The organism is Parasphingopyxis marina (genome assembly GCF_014237875.1).
GTDB classification, from domain to species: Bacteria; Pseudomonadota; Alphaproteobacteria; order Sphingomonadales; family Sphingomonadaceae; genus Parasphingopyxis; species Parasphingopyxis marina.
This window is the reverse complement of sequence record NZ_JACJVJ010000001.1, coordinates 1,304,113-1,328,251: the sequence shown is the minus strand read 5'-3', so window position 1 is coordinate 1,328,251 and position 24,139 is coordinate 1,304,113. Positions and strand designations below refer to the sequence as shown.

At 62.7% G+C, this 24,139-nt stretch carries 24 protein-coding genes and 2 tRNA genes; 13 read left to right on the top strand and 13 right to left on the bottom strand.

All coding sequences use genetic code 11. From position 1 onward, the window contains the following. The first annotated feature begins 95 nt into the window (after positions 1-95). Both H6P80_RS06590 and H6P80_RS06585 read left to right on the top strand, forming a co-directional pair. Complete coding sequence (locus H6P80_RS06590) at positions 96-857, top strand: crotonase/enoyl-CoA hydratase family protein (protein WP_185800503.1); 762 nt, start codon at positions 96-98, stop codon at positions 855-857. Between the two features lie 4 nt (positions 858-861). Next, entirely contained in the window at positions 862-1,839 is a 978-nt protein-coding gene (locus H6P80_RS06585; protein WP_185800502.1) for an NAD(P)H-dependent flavin oxidoreductase, read from the top strand. On the opposite strand, the gene H6P80_RS06580 is transcribed toward H6P80_RS06585, so the two are convergent. After that, positions 1,836-2,801, bottom strand: a complete 966-nt coding sequence (locus tag H6P80_RS06580; RefSeq protein ID WP_185800501.1) for a GlxA family transcriptional regulator — start codon at positions 2,799-2,801, stop codon at positions 1,836-1,838. The two genes, H6P80_RS06585 and H6P80_RS06580, sit on opposite strands and share 4 nt — an antisense overlap. 76 nt (positions 2,802-2,877) lie before the next feature. Here H6P80_RS06580 and H6P80_RS06575 point away from each other — a divergent pair, with 76 nt between their 5' ends. After that, positions 2,878-3,522 carry a DJ-1/PfpI family protein gene (locus H6P80_RS06575; protein WP_185800500.1) on the top strand — a complete coding sequence of 215 codons (645 nt, stop codon included), beginning with the start codon at positions 2,878-2,880 and terminating at the stop codon, positions 3,520-3,522. 11 nt (positions 3,523-3,533) lie between these two features. Here the strand turns inward: H6P80_RS06575 and H6P80_RS06570 are convergent, their stop codons facing one another. The 3 genes from H6P80_RS06570 to H6P80_RS06560 form a co-directional block, all read right to left on the bottom strand. Next, complete coding sequence (locus tag H6P80_RS06570; protein WP_185800499.1) at positions 3,534-4,280, bottom strand: hypothetical protein; 747 nt, start codon at positions 4,278-4,280, stop codon at positions 3,534-3,536. A gap of 143 nt (positions 4,281-4,423) precedes the next feature. Next, positions 4,424-4,499 (bottom strand) — tRNA-Ala (locus H6P80_RS06565). 69 nt (positions 4,500-4,568) lie between these two features. Continuing rightward, complete coding sequence (locus H6P80_RS06560; protein WP_185800498.1) at positions 4,569-4,928, bottom strand: FYDLN acid domain-containing protein; 360 nt, start codon at positions 4,926-4,928, stop codon at positions 4,569-4,571. A gap of 159 nt (positions 4,929-5,087) precedes the next feature. Here H6P80_RS06560 and aroA point away from each other — a divergent pair, with 159 nt between their 5' ends. From aroA to H6P80_RS06535, 5 genes are all read left to right on the top strand, one after another. After that, positions 5,088-6,428, top strand: coding sequence for a 3-phosphoshikimate 1-carboxyvinyltransferase (gene aroA, locus H6P80_RS06555; protein WP_185800497.1), 1,341 nt, complete (start codon positions 5,088-5,090; stop codon positions 6,426-6,428). Between the two features lie 212 nt (positions 6,429-6,640). Next, on the top strand, positions 6,641-6,961 hold the full coding sequence (locus H6P80_RS06550) for a hypothetical protein (RefSeq protein WP_185800496.1): 321 nt from the start codon (positions 6,641-6,643) through the stop codon (positions 6,959-6,961). Then, on the top strand, positions 6,958-7,584 hold the full coding sequence (locus H6P80_RS06545; protein ID WP_185800495.1) for a (d)CMP kinase: 627 nt from the start codon (positions 6,958-6,960) through the stop codon (positions 7,582-7,584). Before H6P80_RS06550 ends, H6P80_RS06545 begins: the two co-directional genes overlap by 4 nt. Positions 7,585-7,772: 188 nt before the next feature. After that, the gene (gene rpsA, locus H6P80_RS06540) at positions 7,773-9,491 is read left to right on the top strand and encodes a 30S ribosomal protein S1 (RefSeq protein ID WP_185800494.1); all 1,719 of its coding nucleotides are present in this window, start codon (positions 7,773-7,775) and stop codon (positions 9,489-9,491) included. A 289-nt stretch (positions 9,492-9,780) separates the two neighbouring features. Continuing rightward, positions 9,781-10,059: an integration host factor subunit beta gene (locus H6P80_RS06535; RefSeq protein ID WP_185800493.1), complete on the top strand. Its 279-nt coding sequence runs from the start codon at positions 9,781-9,783 to the stop codon at positions 10,057-10,059. Positions 10,060-10,093: 34 nt separating this feature from the next. On the opposite strand, the gene H6P80_RS06530 is transcribed toward H6P80_RS06535, so the two are convergent. Both H6P80_RS06530 and H6P80_RS06525 read right to left on the bottom strand, forming a co-directional pair. Then, positions 10,094-10,828 carry a methyltransferase gene (locus H6P80_RS06530; protein ID WP_185800492.1) on the bottom strand — a complete coding sequence of 245 codons (735 nt, stop codon included), beginning with the start codon at positions 10,826-10,828 and terminating at the stop codon, positions 10,094-10,096. A 64-nt stretch (positions 10,829-10,892) separates the two neighbouring features. Continuing rightward, positions 10,893-11,750: a sulfotransferase gene (locus tag H6P80_RS06525; RefSeq protein ID WP_185800491.1), complete on the bottom strand. Its 858-nt coding sequence runs from the start codon at positions 11,748-11,750 to the stop codon at positions 10,893-10,895. Between the two features lie 120 nt (positions 11,751-11,870). Here H6P80_RS06525 and H6P80_RS06520 point away from each other — a divergent pair. From H6P80_RS06520 to H6P80_RS06500, 5 genes are all read left to right on the top strand, one after another. After that, positions 11,871-11,957: transfer RNA gene (locus H6P80_RS06520), tRNA-Leu, on the top strand. A 112-nt stretch (positions 11,958-12,069) separates the two neighbouring features. Next, positions 12,070-13,491 (top strand): alkaline phosphatase PhoX, encoded by a 1,422-nt coding sequence (locus H6P80_RS06515; RefSeq protein WP_185800490.1) that lies wholly within the window; start codon positions 12,070-12,072, stop codon positions 13,489-13,491. An 87-nt stretch (positions 13,492-13,578) separates the two neighbouring features. Then, on the top strand, positions 13,579-13,947 hold the full coding sequence (locus H6P80_RS06510; protein WP_185800489.1) for a PilZ domain-containing protein: 369 nt from the start codon (positions 13,579-13,581) through the stop codon (positions 13,945-13,947). A 195-nt stretch (positions 13,948-14,142) separates the two neighbouring features. Further along, positions 14,143-15,624: an ABC transporter substrate-binding protein gene (locus H6P80_RS06505; protein WP_185800488.1), complete on the top strand. Its 1,482-nt coding sequence runs from the start codon at positions 14,143-14,145 to the stop codon at positions 15,622-15,624. Between the two features lie 79 nt (positions 15,625-15,703). Beyond that, positions 15,704-16,138, top strand: coding sequence for a DUF4112 domain-containing protein (locus H6P80_RS06500; RefSeq protein WP_185800487.1), 435 nt, complete (start codon positions 15,704-15,706; stop codon positions 16,136-16,138). Here H6P80_RS06500 and H6P80_RS06495 read toward each other — a convergent pair. The 7 genes from H6P80_RS06495 to H6P80_RS06465 form a co-directional block, all read right to left on the bottom strand. Next, complete coding sequence (locus H6P80_RS06495; RefSeq protein ID WP_185800486.1) at positions 16,135-16,854, bottom strand: ribonuclease T2 family protein; 720 nt, start codon at positions 16,852-16,854, stop codon at positions 16,135-16,137. The genes H6P80_RS06500 and H6P80_RS06495 overlap by 4 nt on opposite strands. Further along, positions 16,854-17,702, bottom strand: coding sequence for a carboxylating nicotinate-nucleotide diphosphorylase (gene nadC, locus H6P80_RS06490; RefSeq protein ID WP_185800485.1), 849 nt, complete (start codon positions 17,700-17,702; stop codon positions 16,854-16,856). Before nadC ends, H6P80_RS06495 begins: the two co-directional genes overlap by 1 nt. After that, complete coding sequence (locus H6P80_RS06485; protein ID WP_185800484.1) at positions 17,699-19,795, bottom strand: prolyl oligopeptidase family serine peptidase; 2,097 nt, start codon at positions 19,793-19,795, stop codon at positions 17,699-17,701. The genes nadC and H6P80_RS06485 overlap by 4 nt, the downstream gene beginning before the upstream one ends. Before the next feature lie 64 nt (positions 19,796-19,859). After that, positions 19,860-21,191 (bottom strand): DUF2254 domain-containing protein, encoded by a 1,332-nt coding sequence (locus H6P80_RS06480; RefSeq protein WP_185800483.1) that lies wholly within the window; start codon positions 21,189-21,191, stop codon positions 19,860-19,862. 30 nt (positions 21,192-21,221) lie between these two features. Further along, positions 21,222-22,232, bottom strand: a complete 1,011-nt coding sequence (nadA, locus tag H6P80_RS06475) for a quinolinate synthase NadA (RefSeq protein ID WP_185800482.1) — start codon at positions 22,230-22,232, stop codon at positions 21,222-21,224. Positions 22,233-22,429: 197 nt separating this feature from the next. After that, positions 22,430-23,242, bottom strand: coding sequence for a DUF4230 domain-containing protein (locus tag H6P80_RS06470; RefSeq protein ID WP_235973737.1), 813 nt, complete (start codon positions 23,240-23,242; stop codon positions 22,430-22,432). Then, positions 23,221-24,090 carry an MBL fold metallo-hydrolase gene (locus H6P80_RS06465; protein WP_185800481.1) on the bottom strand — a complete coding sequence of 290 codons (870 nt, stop codon included), beginning with the start codon at positions 24,088-24,090 and terminating at the stop codon, positions 23,221-23,223. Before H6P80_RS06465 ends, H6P80_RS06470 begins: the two co-directional genes overlap by 22 nt. Between the last annotated feature and the right edge of the window lie 49 nt (positions 24,091-24,139).

Sequence of the window (24,139 nt, the reverse complement as noted above, 5' to 3'; positions counted from 1 at the left end):
AAAGCGCGGACAAACCAAGGTTGACGTGAACGTAAACCAGCGCGACACTGGCCGAAAAGGAATCGCCCCAAAGCGATCACCCATGGGAGGATGCCATGACCGACCCTGTACTAACGAGCGCCGAAAATGGCGTACTCACGATCACGATCAACCGGCCCGAGGCGAAGAACGCGGTCAACAAGGCCACCGCCGAGGGCATCGCGGCCGCGCTCGACGAACTCGACGGCAATGACGCCCTCACCGTCGGTATTCTCACCGGCGCGGGCGGCACCTTCTGTTCGGGCATGGACCTAAAGGGTTTTCTCAAAGGCGAAACGCCGCTCGTTCCGGGCCGTGGTTTTGGCGGTCTGACCGAGAAACCGCCGGCCAAGCCATTGATCGCCGCGGTCGACGGCTATGCGCTGGCCGGCGGCATGGAACTCGCCATCTCCTGCGACCTGATCGTCGCCAATCGCGAGGCAAAATTCGGGATCCCGGAGGTGAAACGCGGCCTCGTCGCCGGTGCCGGCGGGCTCATCAAGCTGCCGCGCCAGATCACCCCCCGGCTCGCCATGGAGCTGGCGCTGACGGGCGAATTCATCGACGCCGAGCGCGCCCATGCCATCGGCCTCGTCAATCATCTGACCTTCGGCGCGTCGATCGAGGGGGCGTTGGAACTCGCCGCCAAGATTTCCGCCAATGGCCCGCTCGCGGTCCGCGTCTCGAAACAGATAATCGTCGAATCCGAACAATGGTCGAAAGAGGAAATGTGGAAGAAGCAGGGCCAGATGGCCGGTGCGGTCTTCGTTTCCGAAGACGCGCGCGAAGGCGCCGCCGCCTTTGCCGAAAAACGCGCACCGAACTGGAAGGGAAAATAATCGCATGAAAACCCGTATCACCGAACTGTTCGGCATCGAACATCCGATCATCCAGGGCGGCATGCATTATGTCGGCTTTGCGGAGCTGGCGGCGGCGGTCTCCGAAGCCGGCGGCCTCGGCATCATCACCGGGCTCACCCAGAAGACGCCCGACGATCTCGACAAGGAGATCAAGAAGGCGCGCGAACTGACCGACAAGCCGATCGGCGTGAACCTGACCTTCCTGCCCGCCTTCGCCACCCCGCCCTATCCCGAATATATCGACGCCATCATTTCGAACGGCATCAAGGCGGTCGAGACCGCCGGGCGCAATCCGGCCGAGCATCTGCCGAAGCTGAAAGAAGCGGGGATCAAGATCATCCATAAATGCACGAGCGTGCGCCATTCACTCAAAGCCCAGTCGATCGGCTGCGACGCGGTGAGCGTCGATGGTTTCGAATGCGGCGGCCATCCGGGCGAAGACGATATTCCCAACATGATCCTGCTGCCCCGCGCCGCCGACGAACTCGACATCCCGTTCGTAGCAAGCGGTGGCCAGGCCGATGCGCGCAGCCTCGTGGCGTCGCTTGCCATGGGCGCGGAAGGCGTCAACATGGGCACGCGCTTCATCGCCACGAAAGAAGCGCCGGTGCACGACAATGTGAAACAGGCGATCGTCGCGGCGAGCGAACTCGATACCGCGCTCGTCATGCGCCCGCTGCGCAACACCGAACGCGTGCTGAAGAACGCGGCCGTCGACGAGATCCTGAAGATCGAACAGGAAAAGGGCGCGGACCTGCAGATCACGGACATTCTGGACCAAGTCGCGGGCGTCTATCCGCAGATCATGATGGAGGGCGAGATGGATCGCGGCGCGTGGAGCTGCGGCATGGTCGCCGGCCTGATCCACGATATCCCGACCTGCAAGGAGTTGATCGATCGGATCATGAACGAAGCCGATGCGATTATCCGGCAGCGGCTGGAGGGCTTTCTCGCGGCCTAGGCCGAGCCATGCACAACCCGGTGCAGTGACGGCGCGAGATCGTAGCGCGCTTCGAACGCGGCACGGAAACCGCCTTCGGACGCAAAGCCGACGGCATGGGCGACGGTCTTTACCGGCCGACCTGCCTCCAGCATTTGCCGGGCGCGGTCCAGTCTCAACGTTTCCAGATATTTGGACGGCGTCATCCCGGTCCTTTGGGTGAAGCGCCGATAGAAAGTGCGTTCCGACATACCCGCCTGGCGCGCCATTTCCTCGACGCGGATCGGCCGGTCCAGTCGCTCCTCGATCCATGCGCCGAGATCGGAAAAACCGGTCGCGGCCGTCTGCGCTTCCAGCACCGCGCTAAACTGAGACTGGTTACCGGGCCGATGCGCGTAGACGACGAGCGCCTTGGCAACCGCAGCTTTCAACACCGGCCCATGATCTTTCTCGACCATCGCCAGTGCCATATCGATACCGGTGGTAACGCCCGCCGACGTCCAGAGCTTGCCCTGCTGGACATAGAGCGCGTCGGGATCGACGTCGATCCGGGGATAGGCCTTGGCAAGCTGGCGACATCCCTCCCAATGGGTCGCCACACGGTGACCATCGAGCAGCCCGGCCTCGGCGAGAATGAAAGCGCCCGAGCAGATCGAACCGAAGCGTTCCGCTATCCCGCAAGCCCTCTGCATCCATACCCGGCTCGCCTCGCACGCCATCGCGGCCATGAGGCCTTGCGGCATGGCGCCGACCGCCAACACGGTATCGATGTTGCGCACGGGCCTCTCGCGAAGCGACAGCGAAGACACGGACAAGCCGGAACCGCTTCGCACCATGCCACCCTGCGCAGAGACGGTTTCGACGAAATAGGCCCCGCCACCCCCCAAGCTATCCGCCATCGAAAACACCGACGCCGGGCCCGACAGGTCGAGCAGCTCGAAACCGTCATAGATGTAGAAGATGATTCCCCGCCGCGATTTCATTTGGCAGGATATATCCGATCTTTGTCATTTCTGCCAACCCCCTCTTCGCCTATCCCGCCGGCGAAGGAGACGCATCATGACCAACCCCATCCATATCGGCTTTCTCATCTATCCGCAGGTTACCCAACTCGACGCCACTGGACCGGCGCAGGTCCTCAGCCTCGTGCCCGGCGCCATCATCCATTTCATCTGGAAGACCACCGATCCCGTGCCGACCGACGCCGGCTTCGCAATCCTGCCGACCGACGATTTCGATAGCTGCCCCGATCTCGACGTGATCTGCATCCCCGGCGGCCTTGGCCAGGGCGCGATCATGGATGATCAGGACGTCCTCGCTTTCGTCAGGCGGCAGGGCGAACAGGCGCGCTATGTGACCTCGGTTTGCAGTGGATCGTTGTTGCTGGGCGCGGCCGGACTGCTCACAAATTATAAAGCGGCCTGCCACTGGCTGCTGCGCGACCGGCTGCCCGATTTCGGGGCAGAACCCGTGGCAGAACGTGTGGTGAGAGACCGCAACCGGATTTCAGGTGGCGGTGTAACCGCCGGCATCGATTTCGGGCTTACCCTTGCCGAGGAACTGGCCGGCGAACAGGCCGCCAAGATCGCCCAGCTCTTCCTCGAATATGATCCCTGTCCGCCCTTTGATGCAGGAACGCCCGAAAAGGCCGGCCCGGAACTCGAAGCCACGGTGCGCGCCATGGTTGCAGATGTATCGCTCTAACGGCGATCGCCCTATTCAACCGCGGCGGGGTCCGGCAGCGCGAGGAACTGCATGTCCTGCCCCACGACATCGATGCGCACTACGCGACGGTCTACGCCGCGGGTAACATAGACATCGTTGTCGGGGGCCCCGCCGCGGATCTCGTAGCGGATGGTATCGAAGCTGCCGGCAGGCGTTTCGATCGTGCCGCCAGGCCGAGCCGTTACCGTGACATCGGCCATCGCGTTGCCGAGCGGACCGAACCAGGGAAAAACCGTCTCGGCGCCGTCTTCGGCGGACAGGACCATCGGCATGAGGAAGGCGATCGGCCGGGGCAGAGAATTTTCGGGCAGTTCCAGATCGACCTCTTCCACCGTCATCTCCTCGAGGCGATGGATCGTCCGCCGTCCGGTGACATGAGAGCCGTCGAAATCGAGATCGACCTCGAGATGTGCGACACCGCGATAATAAAGGATATGGGCGTCGCGAAACGTGAAGTCCGGCGCAAGATCGAAGGTCACAACTTCGTAGACGCCGTCGCTGGGCATCATCGTGCGGTCGTAGAGCAGGATGCCATCGTCGCGCTTTATCCAGCCGAGGCGCATCGTGCCGTCGGCCTCACCGCCATTGAACAGGCCGAGATGGAATTCGCCGCGATCGGGCAAGGCGTTAGCGACCTCGGTGCCGAGCGCATTTTGCGCCGCCGCCGGCATGGCCAGCAGAAAAGTCGCCGCTATAGGCGCGATCGCGCGCGCGAGAATCGAACGTAGAGATGCCATTGGAATGCCCCCATTTTGTCTGGAGACAGCTTGGAAGTGCACCGGTGGGCACCCAAGCGATTTTCGACGAATGGCCGAATGCTTCTGGCAGAAGCGAGCGAGTATTATCCACCAGGCGTGCCACATCGCTTAATCGGGAATTTTGGTGGAGCCGAGGGGGATCGAACCCCTGACCTCTACACTGCCAGTGTAGCGCTCTCCCAGCTGAGCTACGGCCCCATCAAGTGCAGGCGGCGCGTTTAGCGGCACCGCCCGCCCTATGCAAGAATGGTTTTGCGCGGGAGACGACTAGCTGTCGTCTTCCTTCTCGTCGGTGCTGGCGCTGGTATCGACCTGGATATCGTCGTCGCCGCCCAGATCGACTTCGTCGTCCGGATTCACCTCCGCATCTTCGTCGACATCGATATCGAGATCGTCGTCATCGTCATCGTCGTCATCAGACAGATCCGCATCGGCTTTCTTGGCCTCCGCTTCCTTGTTTTCGGGCTCGAAGGCGACCGGCTGCTTCGATTTCAGCACCGGCTCCGGCTCCCAGATCGCACCGCATTCGCTACCAATGCAGGTTACCGGATCGTCCTCGCCCAAGTCGTAGAAACGAAGTCCACATTTCGGGCAGGTCCGCTTCGTGCCCCATTCAGGCTTCACCATAGGATTTCAATCTTTCATCGAATCGGATTGTAAAGGGTCTTACGAGCATTACCCGCATTTCGGGCGGGCGCTTGCCACAAGGGGTTGCCACTGTCAAAACCCCGCTGTCAAACTGCTTGGCATTCCCGCATCGCCCATACGCCAGATAAGAACCAATCCATGTCGCACAACCCTATTCCTCGCCCCTTCTCCTTGCGCGGCCCGTTGCGCGGCCATGCGCGTGTGCCGGGCGACAAGTCGATCAGCCACAGGGCCCTGATTCTCGCGGCCATGGCCGTCGGCGACAGCCGCATCGAGGGGCTGCTCGAAAGTGAGGACGTGATCGCCACCGTCGCCGCGCTCTGGTCCATGGGCGCCCAGGTCGGGCAGGATTCGAATGGCAACTGGGCGGTTTCGGGTGTCGGCGTTGGCGGCCTGCTGCAACCGGAAACCGCGCTCGACATGGGCAATTCTGGAACCAGCGCGCGCCTTTTAATGGGGCTGGTCGCCAGCCATGCGATCACCGCGACCTTCATCGGCGATCCCTCGCTCTCGCGGCGCCCGATGAACCGGGTGATCGAACCGTTATCGAAAATGGGGGCCGAATTTTCGGTCACGCCCGGCGGCCGGTTACCGCTGATGGTTCACGGGCGCGTACCCGCTGTCCCCATCGAATATCGCCTGCCGGTCCCTTCGGCGCAGGTGAAATCGGCGGTGCTGCTTGCCGCGCTGAATACACCGGGCGTCACCCGCGTCATCGAACCCGAGCGCACCCGCGATCATAGCGAACGGATGCTCAAAGCGTTCGGCGCCGACATTGCGATCGAGGAAGCCGGCAGCGAACGCATCATCAGCGTGACCGGTGAGGCCGAACTGCGCCCGCAAAATCTGTCCATTCCCGGCGACCCCTCGTCCGCCGCCTTCCCAATCGTCGCCGCGCTGCTCGTCCCGGGCTCGGACATCCTTGTCCAGCATGTCGGCATTAACGAAACGAGAACCGGGCTGTTCGAAGTGCTGAAGGAAATGGGCGCCGATATCGTTTTCGAGAATGAGCGCGAAGTGGGCGGCGAACCGGTTGCCGACATCCGCGCCCGCCATTCGGTCTTGAAGGGCGTCGATGTGCCGCCCGAGATCGCTCCGCGCATGATCGATGAATTCCCGATCCTGTTCGTCGCCGCCGCGCTCGCCGAAGGCGAAACCAAAACCAGCGGACTCGGCGAGCTGCGCGTCAAGGAATCCGACCGGCTGGCGACGATGGCGTCCGGGCTCAAACAATTCGGTGTGCAGCTCGACGAGCGGGAAGACGGACTGACCATCACCGGCTCGGGGGGAGAGAAGATAAAGGGCGAGTCCGCAATGCCGGAGATCAGGACTTCGCTCGATCACCGCATAGCGATGAGCTTCGCCGTCGCCGGTCTCGCGTCGGAAGGCGGTGTGCTGATCGACGATATCAGTCCGATAGCGACGAGCTTTCCCAGCTTCCCGCCGATGCTCGCCGATCTGGGGGCGATTGCGCCGTGAGGGGAATATCGCACCTCGTTGGCCTATTAATCTTCGGGTCGACCTTTCTTGGCACCGTTACTGTGGCGCAGACTCCACCGAATCTCGATCAAGGCCAAGCTCTCCTAGACAGAGCTAGCGCGAGCTTTTCGTCGATATCCTTCTACTCCCGCGAGTTGCCGGAAATGGCCCGACAGGTTCCGCCTATATATTCCTTTTGCGCGGAATATCCGTTGTCCGAATGCACCTATTATGACCGCTCAAGGGTGCAGCACTACTATTTAGAAGACCTGAAAATCAAAATCGTCGCGGCGGCGGATTTTGAAGGCCGGCGCATTCCAGCGATGGGGATAGGCGACGCCCGCAGCCGAGACGAAGTGCTGGGCCGCGCGTCACACTTTCTCGAAGGCGCGTCTCTTGAATGCATGCCACAAGAACGGGACGCTGCGTCGAACGAATCCTGCTTCGCGATGATCGGGCAAGGCTGGATCACCGTTTATTTTCTGGACGGAGAGTTCGTGTCCGCCCAACTGACATCGAGCCATTTCATATGATCATCGCCGTCGACGGACCCGCCGCATCCGGCAAGGGAACGATCGCCAAGGCGCTCGCAGTGCATTTCGCCCTGCCCTGGCTCGATACCGGGCTGCTTTATCGAGCGGTCGGCATCGGCGTGCTGCGCGCGGGCGGCGATCCTGACAATCCCAATATCGCGCTCACCGCCTGCGATTTCCCCGATGCTTTGCTCGAAGACCCGGCGCTGCGCAGCGAAGGGGCCGGCGCCTATGCTTCCCGCGTATCGGTCCATCCCGAAGTACGCGCTGCGCTGATTGAGCGACAAAAGGCCTTTGCAGCCCAACCTGGCGGTGCGGTACTCGACGGACGCGATATCGGCACCGTGATAGCTCCCCATGCCGATGCCAAGCTGTTCGTCACTGCAAGCCCCGAAATTCGTGCCGAGCGTCGTTACAGGGACGAAAGCGCCGACAATCAGGATGCAAACCATGACGCCATCCTCGCCGACATCATCCAACGCGACAAACGCGACAGCGAACGCGCCAATGCGCCGCTGAAGCGCGCCGAAGATGCGGACTTGCTCGATACGTCCGATCTTACTATATCCGCCGCCGTCCAGCGGGCGATTGCGCTCGTAGAAGCTAGGACGGGTAAGCGGTAAGAACCGCATCCCTTCAGCAACGTGTCAGGCAACGGTCGAAGGGCCGGGGCTTCGGCGCGTTTTATGCTTTTGCGAAAAGGATCGAAAACTGGGTGCGGCATCGGCATGGGGCCGACGCTGCAATCGATGTTCCAAGACCTCCGGAGACAACCGGACGGCCTGTAACGACGAAATAAAGGACTTCATTCATGGCAACTGCGCCGAATCCCACGCGGGACGATTTTGAAAAACTGTTGAACGAGACCCTTGGCGGAGCGGACAGCTTCGAAGGCCAAGTGGTCAAGGGTACCGTCACCGGTATCGAAAATGATCTTGCCGTCATCGATGTCGGCCTGAAATCGGAAGGCCGTGTGTCGCTGCGCGAATTCGCCGCGCCAGGCCAGAAAGCCGAACTCAAGGTCGGAGACGAGGTCGAAGTCTATGTCGACCGCGTCGAAAATGCGAATGGCGAAGCCATGCTGTCGCGCGACCGTGCCCGCCGCGAAGCGGCCTGGGACCGGCTCGAAACCGAATATGACAAGGAAGCGCGTGTCGAAGGCACGATCTTCGGCCGCGTCAAAGGCGGCTTCACCGTCGATCTCGGCGGCGCCGTGGCCTTCCTGCCCGGCAGCCAGGTCGATATCCGCCCGGTGCGCGATGTCACCCCGCTGATGGACATCCCCCAGCCCTTCCAGATCCTCAAGATGGATCGCCGCCGCGGCAACATCGTCGTCTCGCGCCGCGCCGTGCTCGAGGAAACCCGCGCCGAACAGCGCAGCGATCTGATCCAGAGCCTCGCCGAAGGCCAGGTAATCGAGGGCGTCGTCAAGAATATCACCGATTACGGCGCATTCGTCGATCTCGGGGGCATCGACGGCCTGCTCCATGTCACCGATATGAGCTACAAGCGGATCAACCATCCCTCCGAGATGGTTGGAATCGGCGACAAGGTTACGGTGCAGATCGTCCGCATCAACCGCGAAACGCAGCGCATCAGTCTCGGCATGAAGCAGCTCGAAACCGATCCGTGGGAAGGTGCCTCGGCGAAATATCCGGTCGACGCCCGTTTCACCGGCCGCGTTACGAACATCACCGAATACGGCGCTTTCGTGGAGCTGGAATCGGGCATCGAAGGCCTGGTTCACGTCTCCGAGATGAGCTGGACGAAGAAGAACGTCCATCCGGGCAAAATCGTCTCGACCTCCGAGCAGGTCGAAGTCGTCGTTCTCGAAGTGGACGAGGAAAAACGCCGGATCAGCCTTGGCCTCAAACAGGCTCAATCCAATCCTTGGGACAGCTTTGCAGAACGCTTCCCGGTCGGCGCCGAAGTCCAGGGCGAAGTGAAGAACGCCACCGAATTCGGCTTGTTCGTCGGGCTCGAGGGCGATGTCGATGGCATGGTCCACATGTCGGACATCAGCTGGGGCGTTTCGGGCGAGGAAGCCCTCAATCTTCATCATAAGGGCGAAATGGTCAAAGCCGTCGTCCTCGATGTTGATCCGGAGAAGGAACGTATCAGCCTCGGCATGAAGCAGCTTGAACGTGGCGGCCCCGCGACGGGCGGCGACACCGGCGATCTGCGCAAGGGCAAGATCGCAACCGTCACCGTGCTCGACGTCAAGGATGGCGGTCTCGACGTCCAGGTCGGCGACGATGGCCCCACCGGCTTCGCCAAACGTTCGGATCTGGGCCGCGACCGCGACGAGCAGCGTCCGGATCGCTTCCAGGTCGGCCAGAAGTTCGACGCCATGGTCGTCGGCTTCGATCGTTCCAAAAAGCCGAACTTCTCGATCAAGGCGCTTCAGGTTGCCGAAGAGAAGAAGGCCGTCGAACAATATGGTTCGACCGATTCTGGTGCGAGCCTGGGTGATATTCTCGGCGAAGCGCTGAAGCAAAAGGGTAGCGGCGAGGCCAAGGACGCCGAATAAGCCGCGTCAAAATACGCGAGTGATTCGCAAAATGGCCCGCGAAACGCAGCACGATTGTGATAATCGTCTGTGATTCGCGGGTCTTTTTGTCGAAAATCGTCCCATTTCGCAACGTATTGCCGTGATATCCTGTATGCTGGCCCCGGTCGGGTTGAAAAACTTCGGAAAGCGGAACATTAACACGGGGGTTAATAAGGGGGGAGGACAAGGATACCGCTCCCTCCGTCCGCATACCGGAAAAAGACCGGATGCTCGGTGTCGCAAACAGTGGTCCAGGGGGGAACCCTTAATGATCCGATCGGAACTCGTGCAAAAGATCGCGGCGGATAATCCCGACCTCTCTTCGAAAGATGTCGAACGCCTCGTAAACAGTTTCTTCAATGCCATCACCGAGCAGCTTGCTCGGGGCGGCCGCGTTGAGCTTCGCGGCTTCGGCGCATTCTCGACCCGCCAGCGCAAGGCACGCGTCGGCCGCAATCCCCGGACTGGCGATGCCGTCCAGGTTCCGGCCAAGCGCGTGCCCTATTTCAAGCCTGGCAAGGAAATGCGGGAGCGCCTGAACTTCTAGGGGCGTTGCCTAAAGGACCGTACTTCGAATGCCGTCAGGGAAACCTGGGGTCAAAGAAGACGCGTCCAGAGCCCAGTTCGCTTGTCAGGGCACCAAGAACCAATTCGGGATCGCGCACCGCGCGGTACCAGATTTGGCGTGGGTGAAACCAGGCCAACCGTTCGCTGATAAGTCCGTAGCGGCCGGAAAGCTCGACGATTTCGCTTTCAGGAAAGGTCACACAGGCGGGATATTCCCAGCCAGCGATATCTTTTCCTTGTTCGAAACGCTCATAAGCCGGCGCCCCCTCGGTCAGCACGGTGAACAAAAACTGCCCGTGCTCATCCAGCACTTTCGAAACCGCCTCTATGCCACGTTCGAGGAGTGCCTTGCCGGTATGGGAGAATATCGACTGGGCGACGACGAAATCGAATGTCCGTCCAAGCTCCTCCAGTTCAAAATTATCCGAATGGCTGAACAGGGGTTGCTTGATTGCCAGCATCTCCTGGCCGATCTCGGTCGCGACAGCCTTCTCTATAAGCCAACGGTTCGGATCGACGCCGCAATACCGGCCGGGCAGCAGATAGGCCAGCAATAGCCGCCCCGCCCTCAACGAGCCGCATCCGAGATCGAGCAGCCGATGCTCCTCCCGGAGGCCCAGCATGGTCAGCAAACGGAACTGCGTCGCCCCCATGAAATCATATTGATTGGGGGGGCCAACATAGGCCCTGTAGTGCACGTCTCCCGCCTTCAGACTCCGCGAATCGAGAAGTTCTTCCTCGAGGCTCATTCGACGCTCCACATTTTTCGATCACTTCCGCAGGAAACGCGAAGGCGGACGAAAGGCTTTCCGGTTATGTTACGGCGTAACCGCAACTGGCGACAAATTCCATCTCCTTGGAATCGAAGGATTCGATGCCGAACCGGCGAAAACGCCCCCTCGATGCGAGCGGCTTTACCTGATTGGCAAACCCTGCTGCCGCTGCGTCTGCATCAGGCAGGCCGCAATACCGGAGAAGGCGCCCACCCCATTTGGCGGGATCATCGCAAAACCGGTCGAAATCCAGAATGAAAACCCGGTCCGGATATCGGTCCGCGACCAGCCGCACCTGGCGCTCGACACGACACCAATATGCTAGCGCGTCGGACGGCGTCTGGGCGATGTCCCGGCCCAGCACCGCCGCCCCCCAGTAGTTGAGCTGGTTCTTATTGCTGCTGTAAGCCATGTCGAGGCCATGCCGCACGACATGAACGTAGAGAAGTTCCGTGTCCCAACCCAAGAGGCGGTCAACGACAGTGTGAATCGGTGGACATTTCCAACCCCAGCGCCGCGATCCGCTGCCGGGAAATTGCGGATTCATGAAGGTGGCCGCCCGTGCCTCCAGCCATCCCGGTTCGAACTGGTCATGGGCTCGCCGTGCCAACCTCGCCACGCTCCGCGCAGTCGCGCTGTCCGGGCTGGGAATTTCGCCGCGCATTCTCTGAAAAAAGAGCGCCGATATCTCCTGGAACTCTTGATCCGACACCTCCAGAATGTGCGTCCAGTTGAACAGCAGGACCGCCCACAGATTGTCGTTCATACGGTTGATATCGGCACCGATATAGAAACCGGCATCGCGAAAAAGCTGCGCGACGACACGCGTCCCGCTGCCGCCCAAGCCGCCGATCGCGACTGGCGATCGTTCGAGGTCGTTGTGACTGGTGCTGGCCATACCGGCACTCTTGACGGTTGCGCGGGCAATATCCAGCCTTCGCGTGTCTCCCGTGCAGCGCGCCCAAGGTTCACGCGTCGGGCTTGACCGCGCCGTCCGCTGCCGTCAGGCGTGCGCCATGCGGACGTGGCGGAACTGGTAGACGCTGCAGACTTAAAATCTGTTTCCCGTAAGGGAGTGCGGGTTCGATTCCCGCCGTCCGCACCATCCGGCTGGTGGAACCGGGGTTGGGGTTCGTCGAATTGGCCTTTTCACGCCAACCGTCACGGCTTTTTCATCGAAGGCCGGTAACGGTGGCTCTGCACAAAAGGCTTCGACGATGACGATATCCCGCAGAACTTTCCTGATCACCGCGCAGGCGGCCGGCATGTATTATGCTGCCGTGTCGCTTCCGGGCCTGGCGCATGCCCATAGTTCGAACGCGCGGATGCCCTTGCTTCCCGATCCCGAAGGCATACTCGATCTGCCTGAAGGTTTTTCCTACCGCATCGTATCGACCACAGGCGGCACAATGGCCGACGGATTTCTGCGCCCCGGCCGACCGGACGGCATGGCCTGTTTCGCCTATCCCGGGGACGCCGCGCGCTGCATCCTGATGCGCAATCATGAAAACTGGCCCGATACCGAAGGAGGCAGCCCCTTCGGGGCTGACGATGCCCTCGCGGTCCGCCTCGCGGATGGCACGCTCTACGACGATCGACGCGCCGATGGCCGGCCCTTTTTCGGCGGGGTGACCAAGGCCGTCTATAATCTTGAAGCCGGCATGCTCGAGGAGGATTTCCTTGTCCTTGCGGGCACCGCCGCGAATTGCGCCGGCGGCGCGACGCCCTGGGGTTCGTGGCTCAGCTGCGAGGAATCGACCGTGGGGCCAGGGGACGGCGCGGGCCGACAACACGGCTTCGTTTTCGAAACGCCTTCCTCCGCCATCGGGGTTATCGCACCGGTCCCGCTTACCGCCATGGGACGCTTTGCGCACGAGGCGGTCGCCGTCGATCCAGCGACGGGCATCGTCTATCTAACCGAGGACAGCCGCACCGGCCTTTTCTACCGATTCCTGCCCACGGCGCCGGGCGAACTGCATCGCGGCGGCCGCCTTCAAGCGTTAGCGATACGCGGCCGAGAGTCCGCCGATACCAGCAACTGGCCAAGGGACTGGGGCGGGCCGGGGCTCGGCCATATCGACCAAGGCCAATCCTTCGCTATTCACTGGGTCGATCTTGATGCGGTCGAGGCGCCTGATGGCGATCTCGCAGAGCGCGGCCATGCCGCCGGCGCGGCGCGCTTCCTTCGCGGTGAAGGCATGGCTTTCGCCATCCACCCGGAAAGCCGGCGTGGCGAAATCTTCTTCACCTGCACCCAGGGGGGGGCGCAACGGACGGGCCAGGTGTGGCGCTATTCGCCGTCGACCGATGAAGGCCAGCCGGGCGAAGAGAGCGAGCCCGGCCAGCTGACGCTAATCTACGAATCGCCCGGCGCGGACGAACTCGACATGTGCGACAATATTGCGGCAGCGCCCTGGGGCGACCTGATCCTGTGCGAGGATGGCGAAAATTCTTCCTATTTGCGCGGCCTGACGCCCGGCGGCGAGATCTACGATCTCGCTGAAAACGTCCAAGCGCGGCAGAGTGAATTTTGCGGCGCCTGCTTCTCACCCGATGGCCAGGTTCTGTTCGTAAACATTCAGGAACCGGGCTTTACCCTTGCGATAACTGGCCCTTGGAACCGGCTGCGTTCAGCCTGACACGAGAGCAAATGAAAAAGGCCACCGGGCCGTTAACCAATTGGTTGCACCTCATCGACAATCTGTCACGGAGGGAGGCCAAATACCATGCTCATCGCGTCAAAACTCTATGCCGAAAAACCCGCAGAACGCCGTGTGTTCGGCCGGGTCGCAGCCGACATTCGCGCGCGACTCGGGGGCAAGAATCACGGTCCCCAAAGCGTCGTCGTGCGCAATGTTTCCAAGGGCGGCTTCATGGTGGAAGATTGGGTCGGTTTGGCAACCGGCCAGCGAGTCGATATCGAAATGCCGCCGCTCGCCCGGATGCGCGCCACTGTCGTATGGACGGTCGGAAAACAGGCGGGCTGCGAATTCTGGGAACCGCTCAACGAACGGCAGTTCGATGTGGTTCTCGATGCCCATGCTCCGCCCGTTGTGCACGAAGCCCCTGTCTTCGGCAGAAAGGGCCAGTGCTAGGGCCGCGCAGCGGTCGCGCCGTTTCCGGTTCGCAGATCGTTTGAGGGCTGAACCCTCAAAAGTGGAACGGAGACGACGCGGGCCCGCTTCAGGGTCTGCCCTTTCCGCATCCTCCGAAAAAGCGCTTCGCTGCGCGGCTCCTGCGGCTCAATGTGCCTGTGCATCGCCGCCCGACATGCTAATGCGCTGGGCGACATGTTCCGCCGCTTCCTTCCTGCGCTAGCTCTCGCTCTGGCGGCCTGTTCGGGCGGCGACGATGGCGCACCGGTGCGCGTCGACATGATCGGCGAAGCGCGCGAATTCCGGACGCAGATCACGGCCTCCCCTTCGCGCGAAGCCGCGCTGTTGCTCGCCGCGACCGCACAGGGCCTCGTCCGCCGCGATGCCGAAGGCCAAATCGATCCGGGGCTCGCCCAGCGCTGGACGGTGCTCGACGACGGGCGGACCTACGTGTTCCGGCTCAACGATGTCACCTGGAACGACGGGACGGCGCTTACGGCCGGGCAGGTTGCCCGCGTGCTGCGCAACGCCAGCCGACCGGGAAGCCGCAACCCGCTCGCACCGTTGCTCGCCGATATCGAGGATATCAACGCCGTCACGCCGCAGATCCTGGAGATCGTGCTTGAGCGGCCCCGCATCGATTTCCTGCAACTCCTTGCCGCACCGGAGCTAGCGATCCTGATCGACGGCTCCGGTCTCGGCCCGTTCGAGATCGCCGAGGGCTATGAACCGGACAGCGAGATGATCCTGCTCTCGCCGCATCGCGAACCGCCGGAAGAGGTTGACGGCGAGGCCGCCGCGCCGCTGCCGATCGCGCCGAACGAGACGGTCGAACTGCGCTTCCTGCCTGCGGCAATGGCCGTCGCGCGGTTCGATGCCGGCATGACCGGCCTTGTCACCGGCGGAGACTGGACGACCCTGCTGATCGCCGAAGCGATCGATCCGCCCACCGCTCAGTTGCGGATCGACGCCGCGGAAGGCCTGTTCGGCCTCGCCGTGGTCGAACAGCGCGGGTTCGTGTCTTCGCCGCAGGGCCGCGAGATTCTCTCGCTCGCGATCGACCGGGCAGCACTTGCCGATCATTTCGGCCGACAGGAGGCAGAGCCGCGCTTCACCATCGTCCCGGAAGCGGCCGAGGGGATCGCCTATTCGATCGCTCCGCCCTGGCAGGACAATGCGCTGCCGATGCGGCGTGAATTCGCGCGGCAGGCCGTCGCACAATGGCGGGCGGCCAATGGTGAAATTCCGCCAATTCGGATCGCGCTGCCCGATGCGCCCGGCAGCCGCGTAATTTTTGCGGTGCTCCGGATGAGTTGGGCGGCGATCGGGGTTCCTGTAACGCGCGTCGGCTGGACCGAGGATGCCGATTTGCGGCTGGTGGACAGGATCGCGGCAACGGAAAGCGCAACTTGGTATCTGGAGCAATTTCGCTGCGGCCAGCGGCTGCCGTGCAGCGACGCGTTTCGCCGGGCGATGCAAGCGATCGAGGACGCTCCGTCGGAGCGCGCCCGCTCCATTCGTATCACCGAGGCCGCATTGGAACTGCAAAGCGCCGCGCCCTTCATCCCGTTGACCCGCCCGATCCGCTGGTCGCTGGTCACGCCCCGACTATCGGGCTTTACGGTCAATTCGTTCGCCAGCCACCCGCTCGACGCACTGCTGCCACCGACTGGATAAAGCCGGCCATGCTCCCTACATGGGGGTTGGGCGTCAGGGCGCATTCGGGGAAAAAGCGCCTTATTGGAGCGTTTTACCTATGGTTGTTAAGCAGGAATATTTCGACCGCATCGCCGAAGCCATGCCCGAAATCGGCCGCGATCCTGCCTCGGTCCGCCAGCGCATAGAGGCGATGGAACTGCTGCTCGAGGGCAGCTTTACCATGCCGATCATCAATCGCCGGTTCGGCCTAGACTTTATCCTTGGTCTCGTGCCGGTTCTCGGCGATCTTGTCGCGGCCTCCATGGGTGCATGGCTGGTCTGGGAGGCCCGCAACCTCGGCATGCCGAAATGGAAGCTGGCGCGGATGTTCGGCAATATCGGGTTCGATTTCGTAATCGGCCTGGTGCCGCTGCTCGGCAATGTGGCCGATTTCATTTTCCGCTCGAACACCCGCAACCTGCGAATCATCAGAAAGCATCTCGACAAGCACCACCCATCGACGGTTACCGTCGAGGGCGAGCGCCTGCGTTAGCCCCGGCCTCGCCAGATACGAATGCGTTCGCGGTCCGCTGCTCCGCGCTGATAGGACGGGCAACGCCGCGGCCGAAAATTGCGCGCAAGGCAGACCCGTACTTCGCTGAGCCAGCCCCGCCCATTGGTCTGGACGCGGAGCATATCGGGCGAGACCCCAGGATTGGCCGCGGCGAAAGCCCCCGCGAACTGGCCAACCGTCAGGCTGCGCCGCGACAGCGCATTCATGTCCGGATAGCGGAAAGCGCGGTACATGATACTGCCTGCCCGCAAATAGCCGCGCGGATTGCGCATCGCGCAGCTGCCATGCTTCGCCCATTCATGCTGAATCAACTGGACCGAAGGCGTCGTGCAGAGATGTTCGCGAACCAATTGTCGCGGCAAGGGCCGGACGGGGCGGCACCATTGCGGCCAACGCGGCCCGTCCGTTTCGGGCCACAGGCCGTGCAGCACGAAACCGAACCGCCCTGCCCCGCCTCCCGCGATGCCGCCGCACTGAAGCCGGTGCTGTGAACTGCCCCGCCGTGTCCGGCAGAATTCGGGCGACCAGCTAAGCGCCAGCACGTAATTCGTCACGGGCGCAATGCGCCGTTCGCCGGGCGGCGCACTTTCCGCGCGCGGAGCCGCAATCCGTTCCGGTATCCGGCATTCGCGGGCCTGGGCGTGGAGCGCCGCCGGCATCGCCAGTGCGATCATCACGCCAAGCCATGTGCGCATCACGAGATCTCGGCGAAATCGAGCCCGATATCGGCGGCGGGCGCCGACTGGGTAAGCCGCCCGACCGAGATGTAATCGACGCCGGTTTCGGCGATCTCGCGGATCGATTCCAGGGTCACACCGCCCGATGCCTCGCAGGGCACACGCTCGCCCACCATTCGCACCGCATGGCGCAGCATTTCCGGCGGCATATTGTCCAGCAGCAGCTGGGTCGCGCCGGCGTCGATCGCCGGCTCGATCTGGCCGGTACGATCAACCTCGACGATGATCTCCGCAATCCCCGCATCGACGGCGCGGCGCACCGCTTCTTCCACCGAGCCCGCGACCGCGACATGATTGTCCTTGATCATCGCCGCATCCCAAAGACCCATGCGATGATTTTCCGCGCCGCCCATCCGTGTCGCATATTTTTCCAGCACCCGCATGCCAGGAATGGTCTTGCGCGTGTCGCGCAGGATCGCGCCGGTGCCCTCGATCTCGTTGACATAGCTGCGGGTCATCGTCGCGATGCCCGACAGATGCTGTACGGTGTTGAGCGCCGAGCGTTCGGCGGTCAGCATCGGACGGGCCGAGCCCGAAAGATACATGATGTCCGTCCCGCCGGGTACGAAATCGCCATCCTCAACCAGTCGCTCGATCGCGATTTCCGGATCGAGCGCGCGGAAGAACGCTTCCGCGATTTTCAGTCCGGCAACGACGATCGAATCGCGGCTGTCCATGATCCCGCGGAAATGCGCGTTCGCCGGAATCACCGCGTTCGAGGTGATATCGCCGGCCTCGCCAAGATCTTCGACGAAGGTCGTGGCGACGAAGGCGTCGAGATCGAAATTGTCCAGCGCGAAACTCATTCGGCCCCCAGTTCGCGGTTCAGGAACGCATAGAGCAACGCGGCGCGCATCGCATCCTCGGTCCGGTCGGCCCCGACCGAATGGCCGCCCTCGCGATATTCGCGGAAATAGAAGGTCTGGCCGAGTTCCTGATGCCGCACAGCCATCTTGCGGGCATGGCCGGGATGGACCCGGTCATCCAGGGTTGAGAGATAGTAGAAGGTCGCCGGATAACCCTCGACCGCGCGCAAATTCTGGTACGGCGAATAGAGCCGCATGAATGCCCAGTCCTCGGGCACATCGGGATTGCCATATTCTCCCATCCAGCTCGCGCCTGCGAGGAGGTGCGAATAGCGTTGCATGTCTGTGAGCGGCGAGCCGGAGATCACCGCCGAATAGAGGTCCGGACGCTGGTTCGCGGCAGCGCCGACAAGCACGCCGCCGTTGGAGCGCCCCGAAATGCCGAGATGGCCCGCCGACGTAACCCCCGTCGCGATCAGATCCTCGCCAACTGCGGCGAGATCGTCGAAGCTGCGCTGGCGATTTTCTCGCAGCGCCGCCTCGTGCCAGGCCGGGCCATATTCGCCGCCGCCCCGAATATTGGCGAGCACATAGGCGTTGCCGGCCTCCACCCAGAACAGCCCGAGCGGCCCCGAGCGATAGGGCTGCTGCGTCAGATAGGTCGGCGTCTGAGCGGCGCGGAATCCGCCATAGGCGTGGATGAAGGTCGGCACCGGCCCCTCGACGTCGCGGGGGCGGACGAGGAAATAAGGGATGCGCGTACCGTCTGCCGAGGTCGCGAAACGCTGTTCCACGGTCATAGCGGAAGCATCGAACTGCGCGGGCAGGCTCTGCACATCGGCGACGCGGCCATCTTCATGAACCGCATAGAGCGACGGCGGCATCAGCATCCCCTCGACGGTCGCCAGTGCAATATCGTCGCCGGTGGCGGCGATATGGATGGTGGCATTGTCGGGCAGCGCCATTGCCTCCTGCGTCCAGCTGCCGTCTTCCGCGCGCCGCAGCGCGAACAGCCGGCCCGACACATCGTCGAGCGCCTTCACCCACAGCACACCGCCCGACACGGCGACCTCCTCAATCGCCTGACTTTCGTTTGGCGCCATGACGAGGCTTGGCGCCGGCTCTTCACCCGCCGCGATTGCCGTGAGGTCGTATGCCACGAGCGCTCCGCTCGGCAGCACGCCGCTTTCGGTTTCGAGCGCTTCATTGAGCCGCACGATCAACTGGCCGTCGAACACGTCCTGTTCGGAGGCCGTCTCCGGCATCGGTACACGCTGGAGCCCGTCGGGACCGACCAGAAGCACCTCGCTCGTCCAGAAGGTGAGGCTGCGCGAGAGGAACACCCAGCGCCGGTCGCCGTCGACCGCCGCGAACGGCCCCACGCCGATATTCTCGGCCGTACCCTCGAAAAGCGTTTGCGCTTCGGACAGCGGCGTGCCGCGCTCCCAGATCTTGGCGATCCGGGCATAGCCGGAGTTCGTCATCGAACCCTCGCCATAGTCGGTTGCGACGACGAGGCGATTGGCATCGAGCCAGGTCACGCTGTGCTTGGCTTCGGGAATCATGAAGCCATCCTCGACGAATGCTCCGGCCGCGACATCGAATTCGCGGGTCACATCGGCATCGCCACCGCCCGGGCTCAGGCTCACAAGACAGCGGGTATAATCGGGCGCGAGGCAGTTCGCGCCATGCCATACCCAGCTCGTGCCCTCTTCATCGCCGAGTGCGCCGACATCGATCAGCACGCGCCATTCGGGCGTTCCGTCAAGATAGGCGTCGAGTGGCGAAATCCGCCACAGGCCGCGTGGATGCTCGCCATCAATCCAGAAATTGGTGACATGATCGCCCTGAATCTCGTCGGGCGCGGCGATCTGATTTTCATCGTTGAGCAAGGCGAGCGCCCGTGCGCGATGTTCGTCGAAACCCGGCGTCGCGGCGAGATCGGCCTCGGTCCGCGCATTCCACTGCTCGACCTGTTCCAGCGCGCGTTCGCCCTCGATGTCCTCGAGCCAGAGATAGGGATCCTCCTCGGCCTGGGCGGCTGCAAGGGCGGGGGTGACGAGGAGCAACGCGGCGAATGCGGTCCTGAGCAAGGATAATCTCCCAAGATATGTGTCGGGAACGGCTTAGCAGCCGATCGAAAACAATGCGACGCCGTTATCCGGTCCTATCCGCCATCGCCGATTTGAATTCGGCGAAACGCGCTTCGAGTTCGTCGAGCGACGGCCCCTCCATCGCGGTGTGCGCCTGGACGAGAAGCAGGCGCGCCTCTTCGACCAGCAGGTCGCGCCGCTGTTTCGATGCGCAGGCAAGACCGCAATCTTGGAGGACGTCGATGAACTTTTTGGATGCCATCGCGCTGCCCGCCGCCGAAGCGCGAATGCCACCGAAACCGCGCTGCATGAAATGGGCGAAATCATCGTCGAGGGGCTGCACGCGATCGCGATCGTAGCTTTCCTGTTCGGGGCCGCGATCGAGATCGCGGTGGCAGAGTTCGGCCATCGCCGCGCCTAGCCAGTGCATCGAGGTGATCGCCGTGAAGGGATCGTTGATGCCCGGCGACAGCGCCCGGAGCGCGATCTCGACCAGCTCGTCGAACAGGAATTCGAGATCCTGGGTCGGCGTGCGCATCCCGCCCGCGCTGAAACAGTCGCGGATGGCGTCGGCGATCTCGTCGGTCAGTTCCGCCCCGCTCCATTCCGCGATCGGCTTGCGCGGATGGATGAAATCGCCGGTACGGATGCGCAGCGCGACGACGCCGCCCTTGTCCTCAGCGATGGAATCGAGCGTTTCGAAATCGATGATCTTCACATAGCCGGTCGCAGTCGCCAGCACCGCCTCGCCGGGCTCCGGCTTTTCGGGTTCGACGCCGCCATCCTCATCCGGGAAACGTTCGCGAATGTCCCAAATCAACCGTTGGCCGATACCCTTGAGCACGGTGTTGATGCGGATGCTGTCGGGGATATGGTGGAGGAAGAAGACGAGTACGGCGACCGCGATGAGCGCAAGCACCGTCGCGATCAGCAGCGAAAGCTGGGGCGTGAAGCCCGGCAATTGCGTCGCGGCGGCCTCGACCGCGTCAGAGGGCCGCTCATCCTCGCCGCGCACGACCCGCAGCACCATCAGCGCATAGACGAAGGTGGCGATGAAAGTGCCGAGCGAAAGCTGGTTGCCCTTGTCCTGCATGAAATTGGTGAGCAGGCGCGGCCCGTAATTCCCGCTCGCATAGGCGACGGCGGCGATGGTGATCGAGAAGACCGTGGAGGCGACCGCGATCATCGACCCGGCGATCACCGTAAGCACTGTGCGCGCGCCTTCGGGGCGGCTCGAATGGATCCAGCTGACCTCGTTCAGCCATTCGGCCATGCCGTTGCGATCGAGATAGACGGTGACGAAAGCAAGGATCGCCGCGAGCAGCGAAAACAGCCCCGGATAGAACCAATAGCTGGCGTTGACGCTCAGCCAGAAGGATCGAAACCGCGCGATCATGCGATCGCCGTCACGCTATCGTCCCGGGCCTCAATCCCCGGTCACCGGCGGCGCGCCGACATCGCCCATGCCGACCGTCGCGCTCGCCATTTCGAGCATTCGGTCGAGCGATTTCTTGGCCTCGAGCCGCAGATCCTCGTCCATTTCGATCCGGGGCTGGAGGTCGCGCAGCGCGATGTAGAGCTTCTCCATCGTGTTGAGCGCCATATAGGGGCAGATATTGCAGTTGCAGTTGCCGTCCGCCCCCGGCGCACCGATGAAGGTCACCTCGGGCAGCGCCTTTTCCATCTGGTGCATGATGTGGGGTTCGGTCGCGACGATCACGGTATCGCTCTCGGTCGCCTTGGCTTCGGCGAGGATCGAGCTGGTCGAGCCGATATGATCGGCATGATCGAGGATCGCCGCCGGGCATTCGGGATGGGCGAGAACCGGCGCGCCGGGATGCTTGGCCTTGAGCTTCAGAAGCTCGGTCTCCGAGAACGCCTCATGGACGATGCAGACGCCGGGCCAGAGCAGCATGTCGCGCCCCGTCTTGCGCGCCATATAGCCGCCCAGATGCTTGTCGGGCGCGAAGATGATCTTCTGGTCCATCGGGATCTGCGAAAGAATTTTCTCGGCAGACGAAGAGGTTACGATGATATCCGAAAGCGCTTTTACAGCCGCCGAACAGTTGATGTAGGTGAGCGCGATATGATCGGGATGCGCGTCGCGGAATTCCTTGAACTTGTCCGGCGGGCAGGAATCCTCAAGACTGCATCCGGCATTCATATCCGGCAGGATGACGATCTTTTCGGGGCTCAATATCTTCGCGGTTTCGGCCATGAAGCGCACACCGCAAAAGGCGATCACATCGGCATCGGTTTCCGCGGCCTTGCGCGAAAGATCGAGACTGTCGCCGACGAAATCGGCGATGTCCTGGATTTCCGGCTCCTGATAATAATGGGCAAGGATCACGGCGTTGCGCTCGGTGCGCAGCCGATTGATTTCGTCCTTGATGTCTACCCCGGCTAGGCTGCCGCCTATTCCGTCTCGTGCGTCCATGATTGTGGCCTCCTTCGGCCAATATAGGGGGGCAAATGGCGAATGTCTCGGACAACAACCCGTGGAACTTTACAAACTTCACACACAGCGTTGCTCGACCGCGTAATATAATTTCCTACAGCATGAGAAGGCAGCGCGCATGGCCGCCGACAGCTAATCTGAGTCATCATTTCCACCATTGGTAGCGGAAAAGCGCGCTACTGTCCTTCTGCTGCGCTTTCGCGCCGCATCTCGCCCAGCACATCGCGGGATCGTTCCATCCGCGTGGAATCCCGTTCGCCCCGGAAACTGGCCTGAACCGTGGCGTCGATCCCGGCGGCGCGCAACGGCAGTTCGAAATTGCGCTCGATCGCCCGGCGCGCGGCATCGCGGGCCAGCCGCATCGCCGGCCCCGCCTGCGCCTGCGCGAGCAGCGAACGCTGGCCCGCCGCCCGATTGGCATCGTCGAGCGTGGTTTCCGCATCGGTCAGGGTCATCAATATCCCGCCATCGCCATATTCGCGGATCGCGTCGATATCGATCTCCGGCCCGGCGATCCGCAGCGGCGGCAAGGTCACCTGCAGCGTGTTCGATCCGGCATCCCAGACGACATCGTCGTCGCCGATGGCCGAGAGATCGAGCTCGTATCGCACATCGCCCGGCATGATCAGCGTCTTGCGTGCCGAAAGCCCGAAGCGCCGCTGGGTCGAGGTAATGACCGCCACGAAGCGGGCGGAGAAGGGCACGAGCGTATTCTGTTCGCGCATCCCCTGCAGGCTCGCGGTCGCGATGGTTTCGGGATCGGGGCCCCCGCCGAACAGCCGCTCGCCGATGCTCGACACACCCATCACGAAAACCGCAATCAGCGCAAGGAAGCCGAGCAGGCATCCCATCGCCCAATATTTGCCCGAGCCCTGGCGCAGCAGGATCACCGGCGGTTCGCGCGTCGGCCCGCCGGGGCCCCATCCGCGCGGCCCCTCGCCGCGCGGCCCTTCGGGCGGATCGATCTCTATGCGGCTGTCTTCGACCATGTTTCGCCTTTCTGGATCACCGCGCCGCGATCACGCAGGTCGATCAGGTGCGCGAGCACCGAGCGGCCTGCCGCGCCGTGCAGCCGCGGATCGATGCCCGAATACATTTTCGTGACCATGTCGGGGATCGCGTGCAGTCCCTCATCGATCGCGCGCAAAATCTGGCCCTCGCGCTGCTTGCGATGGCCCATCAGGCCGCGCGCATAGCGCCGCGCCTTTTCGACCGGCTCGCCATGGGCCGGATAGAAGCGGGTTTCCTCGCGATCGACAAGCTTTTGCAGGCTGGCCATATACTGGGCCATGTCGCCGTCGGGCGGCGATACGACGGTCGTCGACCAGCCCATGATATGATCGCCGGTAAAGGTCGCATTCTCTTCGACCAACGCATAGCAGAGATGGTTGGAGGTATGGCCGGGCGTGGCGACCGTCTCCAGCGTCCAGCCCTCCCCGACAAGCCGCTCTCCGTCCTCCAGCACCCTGTCAGGCGCGTAACTGGCATCGAAGGCGGCATCGGCGCGCGGACCGGCATCCTCCAGCACCAGCGGCGCGCAACCGGCAACTTCCGCGCCCGTCGCCGCCTTGAGCGGGATCACGCCGGGGCTGTGATCGCGGTGGGTGTGGGTGCAGACGATATAGCGGACGGTTTCACCTGCCACCGCCTTCAGGATCGCGTCGATATGCGGCTCGTCCGCCGGGCCAGGATCGATCACCGCGACCTCGCCGCGGCCGACGACATAGGTTTGCGTGCCGGAATAGGTGAAGGGCGAGGGATTGGGCGCCAATATGCGGCGCACGAGCGGCGTCAGTTCGATCGATAGGCCGGTCGGCATGTCGTCAGGCAGCTTCATGCCGCCTCATGTGGCAATTCTGGCGCGGCGGGGAAAGGGCAGCCCCAAA